This is a genomic window from Protaetiibacter larvae, from assembly GCF_008365275.1.
In the GTDB taxonomy this organism is placed as follows: domain Bacteria; phylum Actinomycetota; class Actinomycetes; order Actinomycetales; family Microbacteriaceae; genus Homoserinibacter; species Homoserinibacter larvae.
Window position 1 is genome coordinate 211,157 of record NZ_CP043504.1, and the last position, 16,965, is coordinate 228,121.

Genomic DNA, 16,965 nt, shown 5'->3' on the forward strand with positions numbered 1-16,965 from the left:
ACCCCGCCGGGCGTGGCCTCGGGCGCGGGGATGGTCGGAGCTACAGCTTCACGGGGGTCGAGGCTACGTGTGTCTCCCCCGGCCTGTCAAACGCTGCAGCCGTGTTCACACGCGCTGCACAGCTAGGCGGGGCGCGCTCAGACCGCGAGACCGAGGGTCGCCGCGGTGTCCTTGAGCTCCTTCGCCGCCTTCTTCGGGGCGTCGGAGAGCTTCGTGCCGTAGGAGGGGATCATCCGGGTGAGCGCCGGCTTCCATCCCTCGATGCGATCCGGGAAGCAGCTCGCCAGCACGTCGAGCATGATCGGCACCGCCGTGGAGGCACCCGGGGAGGCACCGAGCAGGCCCGCGATCGTGCCCTCGCCGCCCGACACCACCTCGGTGCCGAACTGGATGACGGCCTTGCCGTCCGCACCCCGCTTCATGATCTGCACGCGCTGGCCGGCGGTGATGCGGTACCAGTCACCCTGCTTCGTGGTCGGCGCGAACTGCTGCAGCACCGCGTGCCGCTTCCGCGCGGTGGCCAGCAGCTCGGTCACGAGGTACCAGACGAGATCGAGGTTCTTGACCCCCGCCGCGATCATCGTTCCGAGGTTGTGCCAGCGGATGGACCCGAACAGATCCCACCAGGAGCCCGACTTCAGGAACTTGGGGGTGAATCCGGCGTACGGTCCGAACAGCAGACTCACCTGCCCGTCGACGACGCGGGTGTCGAGATGCGGGACCGACATGGGCGGGGCGCCCACCGAGGCCTTGCCGTACACCTTGCCCTGATGCCGGGCGACGATCGCCGGGTCGTCGGTGCGCAGGAACTGCCCGCTGATCGGGAAGCCGCCGTAGCCGCGGATCTCCTTGATGCCGGAGCGCTGCAGCAGGTTGAGGGCGGCGCCGCCCGCGCCCACGAACACGAAGCGGGCGGTCAGCTCGAACGGGGTGCCGCCGACCACGTGCCGACCGGACACGCGCCAGGTGCCGTCCTTCAGACGCTTGAGGCCGGTCACCTTGCGTTCGGTGCGGAGGGTCGCACCGCGCTCGACCAGCCCGTCGACGAGGTTCGCCGTGAGGGCGCCGAAGTCCACATCCGATCCGCCCACGATGCGGGTCGCGGCGATCGGCTGGCTCTTCTTGCGGCCCGGGATGAGCAGCGGCGCCCAGGAGCGGATGACGCGGGCGTCCTCGGTGAACTCGAGGCCCGGGAACAGCGGGTGGTCCTTGAGCGCCTCGTAGCGCTTGCGCAGGTACTCGACGTTGTCGGCCCCCCACACGAAGCTGAGGTGCGGAACCGGGTTGATGAACCTCGTCGGCTCGGGCAGCAGGCCCGTCGACACGAGGTACGACCAGTACTGGCGCGACACCTGGAACTGCTCGTTGACCTTCACCGCCTGCGTGATGTCGATCGCGCCGCCCCTCTCGGGCGTGTAGTTGAGCTCGCACAGCGCCGAGTGGCCGGTGCCCGCGTTGTTCCACGGGTTGGAGCTCTCCTGGGCGACCTCGGGCAGGGCTTCGAGGATGGTGATCGACCAGTCAGGCTCCAGCTGCTGCAGCAGCGAACCGAGGGTCGCACTCATCACTCCGCCGCCGATGAGGACGACGTCGACGGGTTCAGACACGCATGACATCCTACGGCTGTGCGCCTGAGTGGCAGGCGGGAGCGCATCCGCCCCTCCCCCTCTTCCGCAACTCAGGAGATCGCATCCGACCGACCGCGCGAGGCTCCGGATGCGCGACATCTCCTGAATTGCGAGAACGGCGCGCGACGCAACTCAGGAAGACGGGTGCGAGCGCGGGGCGAAGGCGCGCGGATGGGCGAGTGATCCTGAGTTGCGGAAGTGGCTGCTTGGGCGCCACCTCGATCGCCGGGGGTCGAGCACTGCGGTGCGGGAGGGCCGCCGCCGCGAAGCGTCGCAGCTCAGGCGATCGATGCGCTCAGCTTCGCCGCGACGAGCTCCGCGATCTGCACCGCGTTGAGCGCGGCACCCTTGCGCAGGTTGTCGTTCGAGATGAACAGCGCGAGGCCCTTGCCGTCGGGCACCGACTGGTCCTGCCGGATGCGCCCCACGAAGCTCGGGTCGGCGCCCGCCGCCTCGAGAGGGTTCGGGATGTCGGCGAGCTGCACGCCCGGCGCATCCGCGAGCAGCTCGCGGGCGCGCTGCGGGGTGATCGCGGTGGCGAAGGTCGCGTTGATCGAGAGCGAGTGACCCGTGAACACCGGAACGCGCACGCAGGTGCCCGAGACGAGCAGCTCGGGAAGCTCCAGGATCTTGCGGCTCTCGTTGCGGAGCTTCTTCTCCTCGTCGGTCTCCTCGAGACCGTCGTCGACGATCGAGCCGGCGAGCGGCACCACGTTGAAGGCGATGTTGCGCGGGAACTTCACCGGCGCCGGGAGCTCGACGGCGTGACCGTCGTGCACGAGCCCAATGGCATCCTGGGCCACCGCGGAGGCGGCCTGGGCGAGCAGCTCTTCGCCGCCCGCGAGACCGGCGCCCGAGACCGCCTGGTAGGTGGAGACCACGAGACGCTCGAGCCCGGCCTCGGCATCCAGCACCTTCAGCACCGGCATCGCGGCCATCGTGGTGCAGTTCGGGTTCGCGACGATGCCCTTCACGGCCTCATCGAGCGCGTGCGGGTTCACCTCCGACACCACGAGGGGCACCTCGGGGTCCATGCGCCAGGCGCTCGAGTTGTCGATGACGAGCACCCCGGCGGCGGCGAAACGCGGCGCCTGCACCTTCGACATCGTGGCGCCCGCGGAGAAGATCGCGACGTCGAGCCCCGTCGGGTCGGCGGTGGCGGAGTCCTCGACGACGATCTGCTCGCCCCGGAACTCGAGGGTCGTGCCGGCGCTGCGCTCGGAGGCGAAGAAGCGGATCTCGGCGATCGGGAAATCCCGCTCCACGAGGAGGCGACGCACGACCGCGCCCACCTGACCGGTGGCGCCGACGACGCCGATGCGGATTCCGTTGCTGCTCATAGGGAGAAATCGTACCGGGCTGTTGTCCGCGTTACCGGATGGGTACTGTGAGACCGTTCGAACGAAGGAGTGAGACGTGGGCTTCATCAAGGCATTCGCCGGCGCGATCGGCGGAACCTTCGCCGATCAGTGGATCGACTTCTACACCGTCCCCAACGTGCAGCCCACCGCAGCACTGTTCCCCGTGGTCAAGCAGGGCGAGAACGCCGGTCGCGGCTCGAACACGAAGGGCTCCGAGAACATCATCACGAACGGGTCCAAGATCGTCGTGCCGGAAGGCTACGGCCTGCTGACGCTGCAGGATGGCGAGATCACCGGCTTCGTGGCCGAGCCGGGCGGCTACATCTGGCAGTCGGACGACGTGAACAGCCAGTCGATCTTCGCCGGGAACGGCTTCCTCAGCCCGCTCATCACGCAGAGCTGGGAGCGCTTCAAGCGCGGCGGCATCCCCGGGTCGCAGCAGCTCGCGATCTACGTGACCCTCAAGGAGCTGCCCAACAACCGCTTCGGCACGCAGAGCGAGATCTACTGGAACGACGCCTGGCTCGGCACCCAGGTGGGCGCCCTCACGCGCGGCACCTACACGCTGCGCATCGTCGACCCGATCCTGTTCGTGAAGAACTTCGTGCCCGCCACCTACATCACCGGCGGTCAGGTATTCGACTTCACCGACCTCGACAACGACGCGGCCACCCAGCTGTTCAACGAGGTCGTCTCGGCGCTCGCGCCCGCGTTCTCGAAGTACACGAACGACCCGGCGAAGAGCCGCATCACGCAGATCCAGGCCGACTCGCTCGGCTTCGCGCAGAGCCTCGCGGCCGCCGTCGAGGAGGGCTACTCCTGGAAGGCCAACCGCGGACTCGAGATCGTCTCCACCGCGATCGTCTCGATCGAGTACGACGCCGACACGACCGAGCTGCTGACGAACGTCAAGCGCGCCGAAGCCCTCTCGGGTGCGCGCGGCAACTCGAACCTGCAGGCCTCGGTCGCCCAGGGCATCCAGTCCGCCGGCGAGACCGGCGGAGGCGCGGGCCTGCTCGGCGTGGGCGTCGGCGCGGGCGCGCTCGGCGGGCTCGCCGGACTGCAGCAGCCCGTCGCCCCGGCCGCGGCCCCCGCCGCGGCACCCGCCGCACCCGCGGCGGCTCCTGCTGCCGCCGAGGATCCGGTGGCGCGACTCACCCAGGCCAAGCAGATGCTCGACGCCGGGCTCATCACCCAGGCCGACTACGACGCCCTCAAGAGCAAGCTGCTGGGCTCGTAGGCCCGCGGGCGATGAGCGACACCACCAACACACCCCCGGATCCCCCGGCACCACCGACCGACACCTCGAACGCGAAAGGCGACGGGCTCACCAAGTGCCCGCGGTGCGGCTCGGCCGAGATCGGACCGGTGCCCGGCAGCGACCTGCTGCGCTGCTCGTTCTGCCGCTACGAGTGGTCGGCCGCGAACTTCGTCACGAGCGTCGGGTTCGACTCGCCCATCGACAAGCTGAACGGCACCGTCACCACCACGGGCGGAGCCGACATCGACGCCCAGGCGTCGAACCTCGTGACCCTCAAGTGCCAAGGCTGCGGATCCGAGGTGGTGGTCAACACCGAGAGCGCGCTGCAGGCCCGGTGCCACTGGTGCCGGCAGGTGCTCTCGCTGCAGACGCAGATCCCGAACGGCGCGGTTCCGGATGCCGTGCTGCCGTTCCGCCTCACGCACGAGCAGGCCGTCGAGCAGGTGCACCGGTTCGCCAACAAGCGACGCACCTTCGCACTCACGAGGTTCAAGAAGGAGTTCGTCCCCGAGAACGTGCTCGGCGTCTACATGCCGTACCTGCTCGTCGACGGCAACGCCCACGGCAGCGTCGCCGGCTTCGGCGAGATCAAGACGGCCCAGTACCTGCGCGGTCCCGAGAACAATCGGCGCACCTACTACGACGCCGACGTCTACCGGGTGACCCGCAGCTTCGACTTCACCGTCGACGACCTCACCATCGAGTCGTCGTCGTCGCGGGCCAACCAGGACACCCGCATGAACACCAACAACGTGATCAACACGATCCTGCCGTTCGACACCAAGAACGCCGTCACCTGGGACGCCAGCTACATGGGCGACTACACCTCCGAGAAACGCGACCTCAACATCGACCAGGTCACCCCCGTCGCTCGTGACCAGATGCTGAGCATCGCGCGCCAGAAAGCCACCGAGACGACCGACTACAACCGCGGCGTCCGCTGGGAGACCGAGCAGCTCGAGCTCAAAGGCACCCGCTGGGTGGCGGTGCTGCTGCCGGTGTGGCTCTACTCGTACTACGAGAAGAAGCCGGGCGGCAGCGTTTTTCTGCACTACATCGCCGTCAACGGACGCACCGGCGAGACGATGGGCAGCATCCCGGTGAGCGTGCCCAAGCTGCTGCTCGTGGCGCTCACCATCGGAACCGTGCTCGAGGGCGTCGCCCTCGCGATCGTGGCGAACTTCTAGGGGGCGGGATGCTGGACCTGTCGTTCACGATCATCGCCGCATCCGACAGCGACGGGATCGGCTGGCTGCTCGCCATCGGCCCGGTCGGTGCCGCATCGTTCTACTGGGCGGTGTGGCAGTCGTACCGCAACACCGGCAAGAGCCACTCCTTCGAGCGCGAGACCGAGATCGTGGTGAGCAACCTCACGGGCGACGACGTCAAGGTCGGCGAGAACAACGGCACGACCGAGACCGCGATCCGCGGTCGCAACGACGACGACCCGCGGCAGAGGCTGTAGTGAGCCGCTAGCGCCCTCCGGCGCCGAGACGGCGCCGGGAACCGGGAGCGCGAAGGCCAGAAATGGCCTTCGCCCTTAGCGCCCTCCGGCGCCGAGACGGCGCCGGGAACCGGGAGCGCGAAGGCCAGAAATGGCCTTCGCCCTTAGCGCCCTCCGGCGCCGAGACGGCGCCGGGAACCGGGTGCGCGAAGGCCAGAAATGGCCTTCGCCCTTAGCGCCCGGTTCCTGCGTAGACGACGGCCTCGGCGTCGCCGTCGAGACCGAAAGCCGTGTGCACGACGCGCATCGCGTCGGCCAGGGTGTCGGCGCGGGTCACCACCGAGATGCGGATCTCCGAGGTCGAGATCATCTCGATGTTGATGCCGGCATCCGACAGCGCCCGGAACAGCTGGGCCGAGACGCCCGCGCTCGTGCGCATCCCGGCGCCCACCACGGCGAGCTTGCCGATCTGGTCGTCGTACTGCAGCGAGGCGAAGCCCGCATCGGCCTGCTCGGCGCGCAGCGCGGTGAGCACCTTCTCCCCGTCGGCCTTCGGCAGCGTGAAGGAGATGTCGGTGAGGCCGGTCGCGGCGGCCGACACGTTCTGCACGATCATGTCGATGTTGGCGCCGGTCTTCGCGACGATCGTGAAGATCTCGGCGGCCTTGCCGGGCACGTCGGGCACGCCGACGACGGTGATCTTGGCCTCGCTGAGGTCTCCGGCGACCCCGGTGATGATGGGCTCTTCCACGGATTCTCCCTCTGCCTGGTTGACGACCCAGGTGCCTTCGTTGTTGTTGAACGAGGAGCGCACATGCAGCGTCACCCCGTGACGGCGCGCATATTCCACCGCGCGGATATACAGGACCTTCGCGCCCGCAGCGGCGAGCTCGAGCATCTCCTCGCTCGTCACGCGGTCGAGCTTGTGCGCCTTCGGCACCACGCGCGGGTCGGCGGTGAAGACCCCGTCGACGTCGGTGTAGATCTCGCACACGTCGGCACCGAGCGCCGCGGCGAGGGCGACCGCCGTCGTGTCCGACCCCCCGCGACCGAGCGTGGTGATGTCGCGGCTGTCACGGTTGAAGCCCTGGAAGCCGGCGACGATCGCGATCGCGCCCTCGTCGAGCGCCTCCCGCACCCGGCCGGGAGTGACATCCACGATGCGCGCGGAGCCGTGCTGGGCATCCGTGATCATGCCCGCCTGGCTGCCGGTGTAGGAGCGGGCCTCGTAGCCCATGTCGCGGATCGCCATCGCGAGCAGCGCCATCGAGATGCGCTCACCGGTCGTGAGCAGCATGTCCAGCTCGCGCGGGTCCGGGATGGGCGACACCTGGTGCGCCAGGTCGATCAGCTCGTCGGTGGTGTCGCCCATCGCCGACACGGCCACCACGACCTCGTTGCCCGCCTTGCGCGTCTCGACGATGCGCTTCGCCACCCGCTTGATGCTCTCGGCGTCGGCAACGCTCGAACCGCCGAACTTCTGCACGATCAGGGTCACGGGAAGGCACTCCAGAGAAAGGGGGAAACGGCCTCAATCCTACCGAGGGGCGGATGCCGCTCCGCGCACGGGCTACTCGACGACGCGGCGACCCTCGAAGGCCCGTCCGAGCGTGACCTCGTCGGCGTACTCGAGGTCGCCGCCGACCGGCAGCCCCGAGGCGAGCCGCGTGACCCGCAGGCCGGGCTGAACGAGCAGCCGGGTGAGGTAGGTGGCGGTGGCCTCCCCCTCCAGGTTGGGGTCGGTGGCGATGATCACCTCGGTCACCTCGGTGCTCGCGAGACGCTTCAGCAACTGCGCGATCCGGAGATCGTCGGGGCCGATGCCGTCGATGGGGCTGATCGCGCCGCCGAGCACGTGGTACAGCCCGCGGAACTCGCGGGTGCGCTCGATCGCCACGACATCCTTGGCCTCCTCGACGACGCAGATCACGGCGGCGTTGCGGCGCGGGTCGCGGCAGATGGCGCAGAGCTCCTGCTCGGAGACGTTGCCGCACACCTGGCAGAACTTCACGCGCTCGCGGACCACGGTGAGGATCTCGGCGAGCCGGGTGGTGTCGAAGCTCTCGGTCTGCAGGATGTGGAAGGCGATCCGCTGCGCCGACTTCGGCCCGATGCCGGGCAGCCTGCCGAGCTCGTCGATGAGGTCCTGGACGATGCCCTCGTACACGCGCTACGCCTCGCTTCCGGAGGTGGCGGCGCCGGACTCGTCGACGAGCCGCACCGGGCGATCCCGCGGGTTCAACTGCACCTCTTCGATGAAGCTCGCCTTGAGCACCTCGCGCACCACGGCCTCGCCGTAGCGGGCCCTCCCGGATGCCGGGGCGCCGCCGGAGGCGGACCGGGCGGGGGCGGACGCTGCGGCAGGGGTCGGCGCGGCGGGCGCGGGCGGCTCCTCGTCGCTCGGGGGCGCATCGGCGTCGTCGGGCGGCAGCACCTCGTCGTCGGCAGGGGGCGCCTCATCGTCGGCGGGGGCGGATGCCGCATCCGGGATCGGGGTGACGTTCCAGCCGGTGGTCGCGGGCTTCGGGACGGCGGGCGCCTCGCCGGACTTCCTCTCGGCGGTCGTGTCGAGACGCGGCGCTTCGCGGCGCTCCTCGACCGCCTGCGCCGGCGCAGCGGCGGCCGCGCCCTCGACGCGGGCGATGAACTTCACCCGCACCCCCAGCACCTGCAGGATCGCGCGGCGCAGGTGCTCGCTCACGCTCTCGCCCGCGCCCTGCGCCTGGCGGAAGCTCTGCACGTCGTTCTCGCTCGCGAAGCCCAGGGTGAGCACATCCCCCTCGAAGGCGCGCGCGGTGGAGGTGTAGACGACCATCCACGAGCCGCGCTTGATGCCCTGCACGACCTCGAGCACCTCGGGCCAGGCGTCGCGGATCTGCTGGAGGGTGACGGTACCGGGCGCGGCGGAGGCGGCAGCGGGAGCGCTGGGGACGGCGGCGGGCACGGCCGCAGGCGGCGGAGCGGGGGTCTCGAGACGCGGCGCTTCGCGGCGCTGCTCCACCGCCTCGACCGGGCGCGGTGCGGGAGCGGCGGACGCCGGGGCGGGAGCCTCACCCTCGATGCCGATGCGGCGCTCGAGGCGCTCCACCCGGGCGAGCGCACCGCGCTCGCTGTCATCGGACGACGGCACGAGCAGCCGTGCCGCCATGAGCTCCAGGTGCAGCCGCGGCGAGGTCGCGCCCGTCATCTCGGTGAGGGCCGCGTTCACCACGTCGGCCGCGCGCGACAGCTCGACGGCGCCGTAGGCGGACGCCTGATGCGCCATCCGCTCGATCTCATCGGCGGGCACACCGCGCAGCACGGCAGAGGCGCCATCGCGCGTCGCCGCGACGACGATCAGGTCGCGCAGCCGCTCGAGCAGGTCCTCGACGAAACGCCGCGGATCCTGACCCGTCTGCACCACGCGGTCGACGCCCGTGAACACGCCCGGCGCATCCGCAGCCGCGAGCGCGTCGACGATCTCGTCGAGCAGGGCGCCGTGGGTGTAGCCGAGCAGGGCGACCGCCCGCTCGTAGAGCACGGTGTTGCCCTCCGACCCGGCGATCAGCTGGTCGAGCAGCGACAGGGTGTCGCGCACCGACCCCCCGCCGGCCCGGACCACGAGCGGCAGCACGCCGCCCTCCACCTCGATGCCCTCTGCGGTGCACAGCTGCTGCACGTAGTCGAGCATCTGGGCGGGCGGCACGAGCCGGAACGGGTAGTGGTGGGTGCGGCTGCGGATGGTGCCGATGACCTTCTCGGGCTCGGTGGTCGCGAAGATGAACTTCACGTGCTCCGGCGGCTCCTCGACGAGCTTGAGCAGGGCGTTGAAGCCCTGCGTCGTCACCATGTGCGCCTCGTCGAGGATGAAGATCTTGTAGCGGTCCCGTGCCGGGGCGAAGGCGGCGCGCTCACGCAGGTCGCGGGCGTCGTCGACGCCGTTGTGGCTCGCGGCGTCGATCTCCACGACGTCCAGCGAGCCGCCGCCGTCGCGGGCGAGCTCGATGCAGCTCGCGCACGCGCCGCACGGGGTGTCGGTGGGGCCTTCGGCGCAGTTGAGGCAGCGGGCCAGGATGCGCGCGCTCGTCGTCTTGCCGCAGCCGCGCGGACCGGAGAAGAGGTAGGCGTGGCCGACCCGGTCGGTGCGGAGGGCGGTGCGGAGCGGATCGGTCACCTGGCTCTGCCCGATCAGTTCGGCGAACGTCTCCGGCCGGTAGCGACGGTAGAGGGCGGTGACCACGGGTCAACAGTAGTCGGCCCGACCGACGTCGTCCGGGCTCAGGCGTTGCCGGTAGACTGGCCCGCGGCTCCCCGCGTGGCGCCATCCAGGCCAACTCCCCCAGGGCGGAAACGCAGCAAGGGTAACCGGGCTCTGGCGGGTGCGCGGGGGGTCCTCAGGAGGATTCGCCTAGTGGCCTATGGCGCACGCTTGGAAAGCGTGTTGGGTGAAAGCCCTCGGGGGTTCGAATCCCCCATCCTCCGCCGTTGTGAAGAGCGGGCCGCCCGAAGGGCGGCCCGCTCTTCACCTATTCGGGCGCTGTGGATTCGAACCCCTGGGTGGGCCCACGCCGCCGGTTCCGACGCGCGATAGGGATCCGTCCGATCGGCAGACCCCCTTCCTCGTCGCAGATGCAGGCTGAACCCGCACCTCCGACGCTCAGCTGGCACCCGAACGCCGATTCAGCCTGCATCTGCGACGCGACGCGCCTGGGGCCGCAAGGCGAGCAGCCCGACGAGGGCGGCGCGGACCGCCTCGGGATGCCACATGATGTCCTCCGCGATCGGCCGATAGGTAGCGAACCCCTGCGCTGCGGCGGCCTGATCTCGGCGCCGATCCGCCTTCTGCGCGTCCCAGCCCGCATGGAACTGCTCGCTGTCGCACTCGACGATGAGCCATCCGTCCACGAGAAAGTCGACCCGCCCAACGCCGCGGATGAGCACCTGCACCTCGAACATGCACCCGAGCGAGCGCAGGATCAGGCGCAGCAGTGTCTCGGGCCCGGACTCAGCCCGACCGTCGATCAGCCGTCGCAGCCTGCGGAAGCGACGCGGAAGTGCCGCGAACAGCTCCTCGAGGTCGTCGGGATGCAGCACCCCGAGGTGCAGGGCGGAGTCGATCGTGGCGATCGCCGCCCTCGGCGCCTGGCACAGCACGCCGTCGAAGACGGCGTCGAGCGGCTCGACGCTCAGCGCGTCGGGGTGCGGGACCCGCAGGAGCGCTCGCCGGTGCATCCGGTGGGGGCCCTTCGGTGCGCGGACGCGGGCAGCAGTCCGCACGACGTGGACATGCAGCTGGTCGTGCTGCACCACGAAGACGCCGAGCCGGCGCAGTTCGGACACGCAGGCAAGGCGACCACCCACGCTGCCCGACATGCGCACTTCGGGATCCGCGGTCGGGTCACAGTACGCCCCCTCGCGGAGCCGCACGAGTCGTCCTTGTGCCACGGCAGCGCGGATCCTCCGATCCGTCCAGCCGAGCGCCTTCAGCTCGCGAGCTCGGACCAGCCGAGGTGGTGTGGGCAGGCTCGTCGAGGGCATGAGGACATGCTCGGCGTCGTGATCCGGCCCGCTCTCCACCTCGCCGCGATCGGTGGAGAGCAGGCCGACGACGCGGCGCGGAAGAAGACGTGTCGCAGATGCAGGCTGAACCCGCACCTCCGACGCTCCGACGGCACCCGAACGTCGGTTCAGCCTGCTTCTGTGACGCGAGCCTCAGTAGCCGACGATCGCGCGGACGCGGGCGAGCAGCAGCGGGCCGGTGCGGTCGAAGACGCGGCCCCCGATGGCGATGCCGGCGAGGCTCGCGGAGACTCCGAAGGCGAGGCCCACCACGAGGCCCACCCATGACCACAACGGATCGCCCACAACGGCCGACACGATCGTGAAGGCGACCGCGGGCGCGGTGAGCGCTCCCGAGAGCGCCGTGAGCGCGAGCAGGGCGAGCGCGGTCGTGAAGGTCGCGCCGGGCACGCGTTTGAAGATATTGTCACCGGATGCCGGCACCGGGATCACGATGTAGGCGGAGCTGATGGCGCAGATCCCCAGCCCGATGAGCAGCGAGCCGACACAGCTGCCGAGCACCCCGGGCAACAGCGACCAGCTGCCGGAGAACGCGACCGTCACGACGGCGACCACCACCACGAGCGGCACCCCCACGCTCGCGGCGGCGAGCAGCCGACCCGCCCGATCCGCGCGTCCCGGGACGCCGGTCGCGAGCACGGTCGCGAAGGAGGTGCCGTCGAAGGCGACGTCGGCGTACGGCACGAGCCCGAGCAGCAGCGCGGGCAGCACCCCGACGAAGGCGAAGAACGGCCCCCGCAGCTCGCCCCCCAGCCCGAAGGCGATGAGCGCCGGCAGCACGGCGACGATGAGGAGGTTGCGCAGGTAGCGCGGATCGCCGAGCCAGTACCGCAGCGCCCGCGCCCAGCTCGCGCCCGTCGGTCCGGTGGGCAGCAGCCCGAACCAGCTCAGCCGTCCCGCCCGTGCGGACGCCTGGCGGCGCGGGGCGACGGCGGCGGATCGCACGTTCCGACGCCACAACAGCCACACCACGGCGAGGGTGCCGAGGGCGATGAGCAGCTTGAGCGCGGCCGGCCCGATCTCGCCGGCCGCGAGGTCGCCCGGCACGGCCCACACGGCGCCGACCGGCGTCCAGGAGATGGCGGCGACGACGTCGGCGGCACGCTCGACGACCCCCGCGCCCGACCCGCCGACCAGGCCGATGAGCCCCGAGAGGATCGGACCGACCAGCACGAGCGCCCCGAACGCGACGAGCCCCAGCAGGTCGCCGAGCCGCCGCCCGCGGCGGGAGGAGAACGAGGCGACGGCACGCGAGACGAGCACGCAGCTGAGCACCCCGAGCGGCAGGCAGATGATCGCCGCGACCACCGCGAGCGGCCAGTGGATCCAGGCGCCGAGCACGCTCAGCACCCCGAGCGCCGTGGCGATCCCCGGGATGCCCGCGAAGCCGATCGCGGTGAGGGCGACCATCACCTGCCGCGTCGACATCGGGAAGGGGGCGAGCCGCTCGGCATCCACCGTCGTGTCGACGCCGCCCGCCAGCAGGGGCGCGACACCCCAGCCGATCATGAGCAGCGCGCCCCCCATGGTGACGAGGGTGCGGGTGGCGTCGAGCCCCGCGAGACCGGTGAGCGCGAGAGCGACGGCGATCCCCACGAGTGCGCCCGCCGCCGAGAGCGCCCCCACCACGAACCCGACGAGCTGCCAGACGCTGCGGCCCAGCATGTTGCCCAGGATGCGGTAGCGCAGCCTCAGGACTGTCGCAACCACTGCGGTCCCTCCGAATGGATACGGCCGCCGACGAGCTCGAGGAAGCGCTCCTGCAGCGTCGCCTCACCGCGCACCTCGTCGACCGTGCCGGCGATGAGCACCCGCCCCGCCGAGATGATGGCCACGTGGTCGCACATGCGCTGCACGAGGTCCATCGAGTGGCTCGACACGATGACCGTGCCGCCGCTGCCGGTGTAGCCGCGCAGCACGTCTTCGATGTTCGCCGCCGAGACCGGATCGACCGACTCGAAGGGCTCGTCGAGCACGAGCAGCCGCGGCGCGTGCACGAGGGCGCAGGCGAGCGCCACCTTCTTGGTCATGCCGGCCGAGTAGTCCGCGACCGGGGCGCCCGCCGCGGCCTCCAGATCCATGAGCCGCAGCAGGTCGGCGGTGCGCGTGGCGAGCTCGTCGCGCGGCAGACCGAACAGCATGCCGGTGTAGCGGATGAGCTGCTCGCCGGTGAGCCGGTCGAACAGCCGCACCCCGTCGGCGAGGTTGCCGATCATGCGTTTCGCGGCCACCGGATCCGTCCACACGTCCACGCCGTGCACCCGCGCCGAGCCGGCGTCGGGTCGCAGAAGCCCGGTCGCCATCGAGAGCGTGGTGGTCTTGCCCGCACCGTTCGGCCCGACGAGCCCGTAGAACGATCCGGTGGGCACGGTGAGGCTCAGCTGGTCGACGGCGACGGCCGTGCCGAAGCTCTTCGACAGACCCGTGAGTTCGAGCGCAGGGATGGGTGCTGCCATGCATTCACGCTAGCGGGGCGACGGCACCCCCTCGCGCGACCCGCTGGCCCTACTCTGGGCGTGTGACCGACACGGCGCCGACGACGGGCTATCGGGTGCATGTGCGCCCGAAGTACTCGCTGCTGAGCAACGCCTTCGCCGCGATCGGGCTCGCCACGGCGCCGGTGTTCGCGGTCGCGTACTGGTTCGCGGCGTCCCGCGGCGGCATCGAGTTCGTGGCGATCGCGAACGTCGTGGTGGTCGCGATCGGACTCCTGCTGCTGTGGCGCCAGCTGCGCATCTTCGCGGCGGTCACCGAGACCGAGCTCATCGGCAACGGCATCTTCACGCGCCTCGTCCGGGTGCCGCTCGCCGACATCACCGAGGTGCGGCTCGTGCCCACCTACCAGGGCGCGGCCCCCGACCCCACCGTGCAACTGCTCGTCACGGGCGCCGGCGGCCGCCGGCTGTTCCGGATGCGCGGCAACTTCTGGCACGAGGGCGACCTGAAGGCGATCGCCGCGGCGCTCCCCCTGCCGCTCGAGACGGTCGCCGACCCCCTCACGATGCACGACTTCTTCCGCGCCTACCCGGGTTCGGCGTACTGGTTCGAGGATCGCCGCCTGCTGCAGATCCTGCTCATCGCGGCCGCCGCGCTCGTGGCGTTCGCCGCCGCACTCGGCATCATGCTGCTGCTCGGGCTGCCGGTCCGCTTCCTCTGACGCTCAGCGCGGCGAGATCCAGCGCCCGAGCACGGGCGCCGTCGCAGTGCTCGACGGAAGCTCCTCGAAGCCGACCGCCGCGTAGAAGGCACGGGCGGCGGTGTTCGCGGGATCCATCGTGAGGTGCACCCCCGGAACGCCGGCCTTCGCGAGCGCGGTGACCAGGGTCTCGACGAGCGCCCGACCGAAGCCGCGGGACTGCGCCTCCGGCAGCAGGTCGATGTGCAGATGCGCGGGGTACTCGTCCACCTCCGGAATGAGCAGCACCTCCGGATGGTGGCCGCGCAGCACGAGCTCCTCCTGAGCCGAGTACGGCTCGCTCGGTTCGGGGTACCTCTCGGCGAACCACGGCGACCACCGGGTGCGCCACCAGGCGACGAAGGACCTCGTGCGCGGGGCCGAGACGATGTACCCGACCGGCCCGTCGCCCTCGTCCACCACCCACGCCCACTCGGGCGCCGCGGTCACGTAGGGCTCGAGGAACAGGTCGGGCAGCAGCTCGTCGGTCGACCACCGGCCCGTCGCATCGCCGCCCGCCGCGCCCGTGCGTACGCAGATGTCGCGCAACGCCGCCAGGTCGCTCGCCTGGTACGGGCGGATCGCCGATCCGTCGGTCATGCCGGGAACGCTACCGCGGGGTGCGGTCGTCGAGCCCCCACGACTGACCGTAGCCGCCCTCGGCAACGGGCTTCGCCATCAGCTCGAGGAAGGGGGTGGCCGGGAACGCTTCGGGGCCGAGCACGCCGGTGCCCGTCCACACCCCGGTCGACAGCAGCTCGAGCGCGATGACCGGATTGAGCGCGGTCTGCCACACGACGCACTGGCTCTCGTACTCGGCCATCGTCCACTCGTTGTCGCTCACATGGTAGAGGTACACCTCGCGGTGGGCGCCGTCGGTCCCGGTGCCGGTGACCCAGAGGCCGGCACAGGTCTTGCCCGTCATCCGGGGCCCGATGGTGGCCGGATCGGGCAGGGCCGCCGCGACGACATCGCGCGGGGCCACCTCGACGGGTCCGTTCGCGCTGCGCACTCGGATGGGCGTGGTCTTGTCGAGTCCCAGCAGGTTGAGGGTCTTGAGCACGCCGATGAACTCGTCGCCGAGGCCGTACTTGAAGGTGACCCGCTTGGCGTCGAGGAAGCGCGGCATGAGCAGCACCTCCTCGTGCTCGACGTTGACGCACTCGACGGCGCCGATCCCCTCCGGGAAGACGAAGGTCTCGGGCTCGGAGAACGGCGGGGTCGTGTACCAGCCGCGGTCCTTCTCCCAGATGACCGGAGGGTTGAGGCATTCCTCGATCGTGGTCCAGATGCTGAAGGAGGGCGCGAAGATCTCGTTGCCCGCCTCGTCGCGCACGACGAGGTTCGCGCCGTCGCGCGTCCCGAGCTCGTCGATCTCGCTGAACAGCTCATCCGAGGCGTACCGGGCGAAGACGTCCGAGAGCCCGGGTTCCACGCCCATCCCCACGAGCGCCAGCCGCCCCGCGGCCTCCCAGTCGCCGGCCTGCGCGAACTGGTCGTCGCCGAGCTTCACGCCCGTCTCGGAGTAGGGACTCTCGGGATGCGGCTCCGACAGGCTCATCGCCATGTCTAGGTAATCGGCACCCGCCGCGAGCGCCCCCGCGAAGATGGTCGGCACGAACTTCGGCTCGACCGCGTTCATGACGTGCGTCGCCCCGTGCTCGCGTGCGACGGACGCCACCGAGTCAGGGTCGGATGCGTCGATCCGGCTCGCCACGAAACGGCCGCCCTGCGGGCCGTGCTTCGCCTCGATCCAGTGAAGGGTGCGCTCCGCGCGGGAGAGGTCGTAATCGCTCACGACGATGGTCTCGAAGAAGTCGCGACGAGCGGCGATCTTGGCGATGGCATCGCCGACACCGCCCGCCCCCACGAGGAGGATTCTCATGGCTTGAGGCTAGTCCCGCGCCCCGACCGGCTCCACCCTCAGCCGCGTGAGGAGGGCGCACCAGACGAGCACGGCGACGCCGGCGCCGAGCAGCGCACCGCCGACCGTGTCGGTGAACCAGTGCGCCCCGAGGTAGGTGCGGCTGAGCGCCATCGCCACGAGATACGCCATCCCGAGCACCCACACCCAGGCGCGCTCCAGCAGCAGACCGAGGCTCACGGCGATGACGGCGGCGTTCGTGGTGTGGCCGGACGGGAACGAACCGTTGTCGAGGGGAAGCAGGATCTCCTCCGGGCGGGCGCGACCGAACAGCGCCTTGAGCAGCTGGCAGATCGCGGCAGCCGCCGCGGAGGCGAGGATGAAGGCGAGCGCCGACCATGGGCGGTCGGCGAAGGCGAACCCGACGCCCACGCCGATCGGCACCACGAGGATCGCGAACCAGCCGCCGCCGAGCGCGTCGAACACCCGGCTCACCGCCTCGCCGACGGGTCCTCGCCAGGCGAGCACCTCATCCATCCACGCCTCGTCGAGCGCGAGCTGCTCCCGCAGCGCCACGAGCACCCCGAGCGCCACCGTGAGCACGATCGCGGCGGTCCCGGCGAGCACGAGCGGGCGCCGCGTAAACCCGGCGCGCTCGCTCATGCGCACACCG

The 16,965-nt window shown here is 70.7% G+C and carries 15 protein-coding genes, 1 tRNA gene and 1 other RNA gene; 6 read left to right on the forward strand and 11 right to left on the reverse strand.

Going from position 1 to position 16,965, the window contains the following annotated elements; translation table 11 throughout:
* Window positions 1-137 precede the first annotated feature (137 nt).
* Together mqo and FLP23_RS00940 are read right to left on the reverse strand one after the other, a co-directional pair.
* Window positions 138-1,616: a malate dehydrogenase (quinone) gene (mqo, locus tag FLP23_RS00935; RefSeq protein ID WP_210413904.1), complete on the reverse strand. Its 1,479-nt coding sequence runs from the start codon at window positions 1,614-1,616 to the stop codon at window positions 138-140.
* A gap of 290 nt (window positions 1,617-1,906) precedes the next feature.
* On the reverse strand, window positions 1,907-2,968 hold the full coding sequence (locus FLP23_RS00940; protein ID WP_149324144.1) for an aspartate-semialdehyde dehydrogenase: 1,062 nt from the start codon (window positions 2,966-2,968) through the stop codon (window positions 1,907-1,909).
* 76 nt (window positions 2,969-3,044) lie between these two features.
* Here FLP23_RS00940 and FLP23_RS00945 point away from each other — a divergent pair, with 76 nt between their 5' ends.
* From FLP23_RS00945 to FLP23_RS00955, 3 genes are read left to right on the forward strand one after another with little or no spacing between them, the layout of a single operon-like run.
* Window positions 3,045-4,229, forward strand: a complete 1,185-nt coding sequence (locus tag FLP23_RS00945; RefSeq protein ID WP_149324145.1) for an SPFH domain-containing protein — start codon at window positions 3,045-3,047, stop codon at window positions 4,227-4,229.
* 11 nt (window positions 4,230-4,240) lie between these two features.
* Complete coding sequence (locus tag FLP23_RS00950; protein WP_149324146.1) at window positions 4,241-5,437, forward strand: TFIIB-type zinc ribbon-containing protein; 1,197 nt, start codon at window positions 4,241-4,243, stop codon at window positions 5,435-5,437.
* Window positions 5,438-5,445: 8 nt separating this feature from the next.
* Window positions 5,446-5,715: a hypothetical protein gene (locus FLP23_RS00955; RefSeq protein WP_149324147.1), complete on the forward strand. Its 270-nt coding sequence runs from the start codon at window positions 5,446-5,448 to the stop codon at window positions 5,713-5,715.
* Window positions 5,716-5,926: 211 nt separating this feature from the next.
* On the opposite strand, the gene FLP23_RS00960 is transcribed toward FLP23_RS00955, so the two are convergent.
* From FLP23_RS00960 to FLP23_RS00970, 3 genes are all read right to left on the reverse strand, one after another.
* A complete protein-coding gene (locus FLP23_RS00960; protein ID WP_149324148.1) occupies window positions 5,927-7,192 on the reverse strand; it encodes an aspartate kinase in 1,266 nt (421 codons plus the stop codon).
* Window positions 7,193-7,264: 72 nt separating this feature from the next.
* Entirely contained in the window at window positions 7,265-7,861 is a 597-nt protein-coding gene (gene recR, locus FLP23_RS00965; RefSeq protein ID WP_149324149.1) for a recombination mediator RecR, read from the reverse strand.
* Between the two features lie 3 nt (window positions 7,862-7,864).
* Window positions 7,865-9,913 carry a DNA polymerase III subunit gamma and tau gene (locus tag FLP23_RS00970; protein ID WP_149324150.1) on the reverse strand — a complete coding sequence of 683 codons (2,049 nt, stop codon included), beginning with the start codon at window positions 9,911-9,913 and terminating at the stop codon, window positions 7,865-7,867.
* 62 nt (window positions 9,914-9,975) lie between these two features.
* Here FLP23_RS00970 and ffs point away from each other — a divergent pair.
* Window positions 9,976-10,072: signal recognition particle sRNA small type (ffs, locus tag FLP23_RS00975), an RNA gene on the forward strand.
* Window positions 10,071-10,155, forward strand: a tRNA-Ser gene (locus FLP23_RS00980). The genes ffs and FLP23_RS00980 overlap by 2 nt, the downstream gene beginning before the upstream one ends.
* Before the next feature lie 198 nt (window positions 10,156-10,353).
* Here the strand turns inward: FLP23_RS00980 and FLP23_RS00985 are convergent.
* The 3 genes from FLP23_RS00985 to FLP23_RS00995 all read right to left on the reverse strand — a co-directional run bounded on the left by FLP23_RS00985 (window position 10,354) and on the right by FLP23_RS00995 (window position 13,709).
* Window positions 10,354-11,013, reverse strand: a complete 660-nt coding sequence (locus FLP23_RS00985) for an endonuclease domain-containing protein (protein WP_246140082.1) — start codon at window positions 11,011-11,013, stop codon at window positions 10,354-10,356.
* Between the two features lie 372 nt (window positions 11,014-11,385).
* Entirely contained in the window at window positions 11,386-12,963 is a 1,578-nt protein-coding gene (locus tag FLP23_RS00990; protein WP_149324152.1) for a hypothetical protein, read from the reverse strand.
* Entirely contained in the window at window positions 12,945-13,709 is a 765-nt protein-coding gene (locus FLP23_RS00995; protein WP_149324153.1) for an ABC transporter ATP-binding protein, read from the reverse strand. Before FLP23_RS00995 ends, FLP23_RS00990 begins: the two co-directional genes overlap by 19 nt.
* A 62-nt stretch (window positions 13,710-13,771) precedes the next feature.
* Here FLP23_RS00995 and FLP23_RS01000 point away from each other — a divergent pair, with 62 nt between their 5' ends.
* A complete protein-coding gene (locus tag FLP23_RS01000; RefSeq protein ID WP_149324154.1) occupies window positions 13,772-14,410 on the forward strand; it encodes a hypothetical protein in 639 nt (212 codons plus the stop codon).
* A 3-nt stretch (window positions 14,411-14,413) separates the two neighbouring features.
* Here the strand turns inward: FLP23_RS01000 and FLP23_RS01005 are convergent, their stop codons facing one another.
* From FLP23_RS01005 to FLP23_RS01015, 3 genes are read right to left on the reverse strand one after another with little or no spacing between them, the layout of a single operon-like run.
* Entirely contained in the window at window positions 14,414-15,028 is a 615-nt protein-coding gene (locus tag FLP23_RS01005) for a GNAT family N-acetyltransferase (RefSeq protein WP_149324155.1), read from the reverse strand.
* A gap of 10 nt (window positions 15,029-15,038) precedes the next feature.
* Window positions 15,039-16,313 (reverse strand): saccharopine dehydrogenase family protein, encoded by a 1,275-nt coding sequence (locus FLP23_RS01010; RefSeq protein ID WP_149324156.1) that lies wholly within the window; start codon window positions 16,311-16,313, stop codon window positions 15,039-15,041.
* Between the two features lie 9 nt (window positions 16,314-16,322).
* Window positions 16,323-16,955 carry a phosphatase PAP2 family protein gene (locus tag FLP23_RS01015; protein ID WP_246140010.1) on the reverse strand — a complete coding sequence of 211 codons (633 nt, stop codon included), beginning with the start codon at window positions 16,953-16,955 and terminating at the stop codon, window positions 16,323-16,325.
* Between the last annotated feature and the right edge of the window lie 10 nt (window positions 16,956-16,965).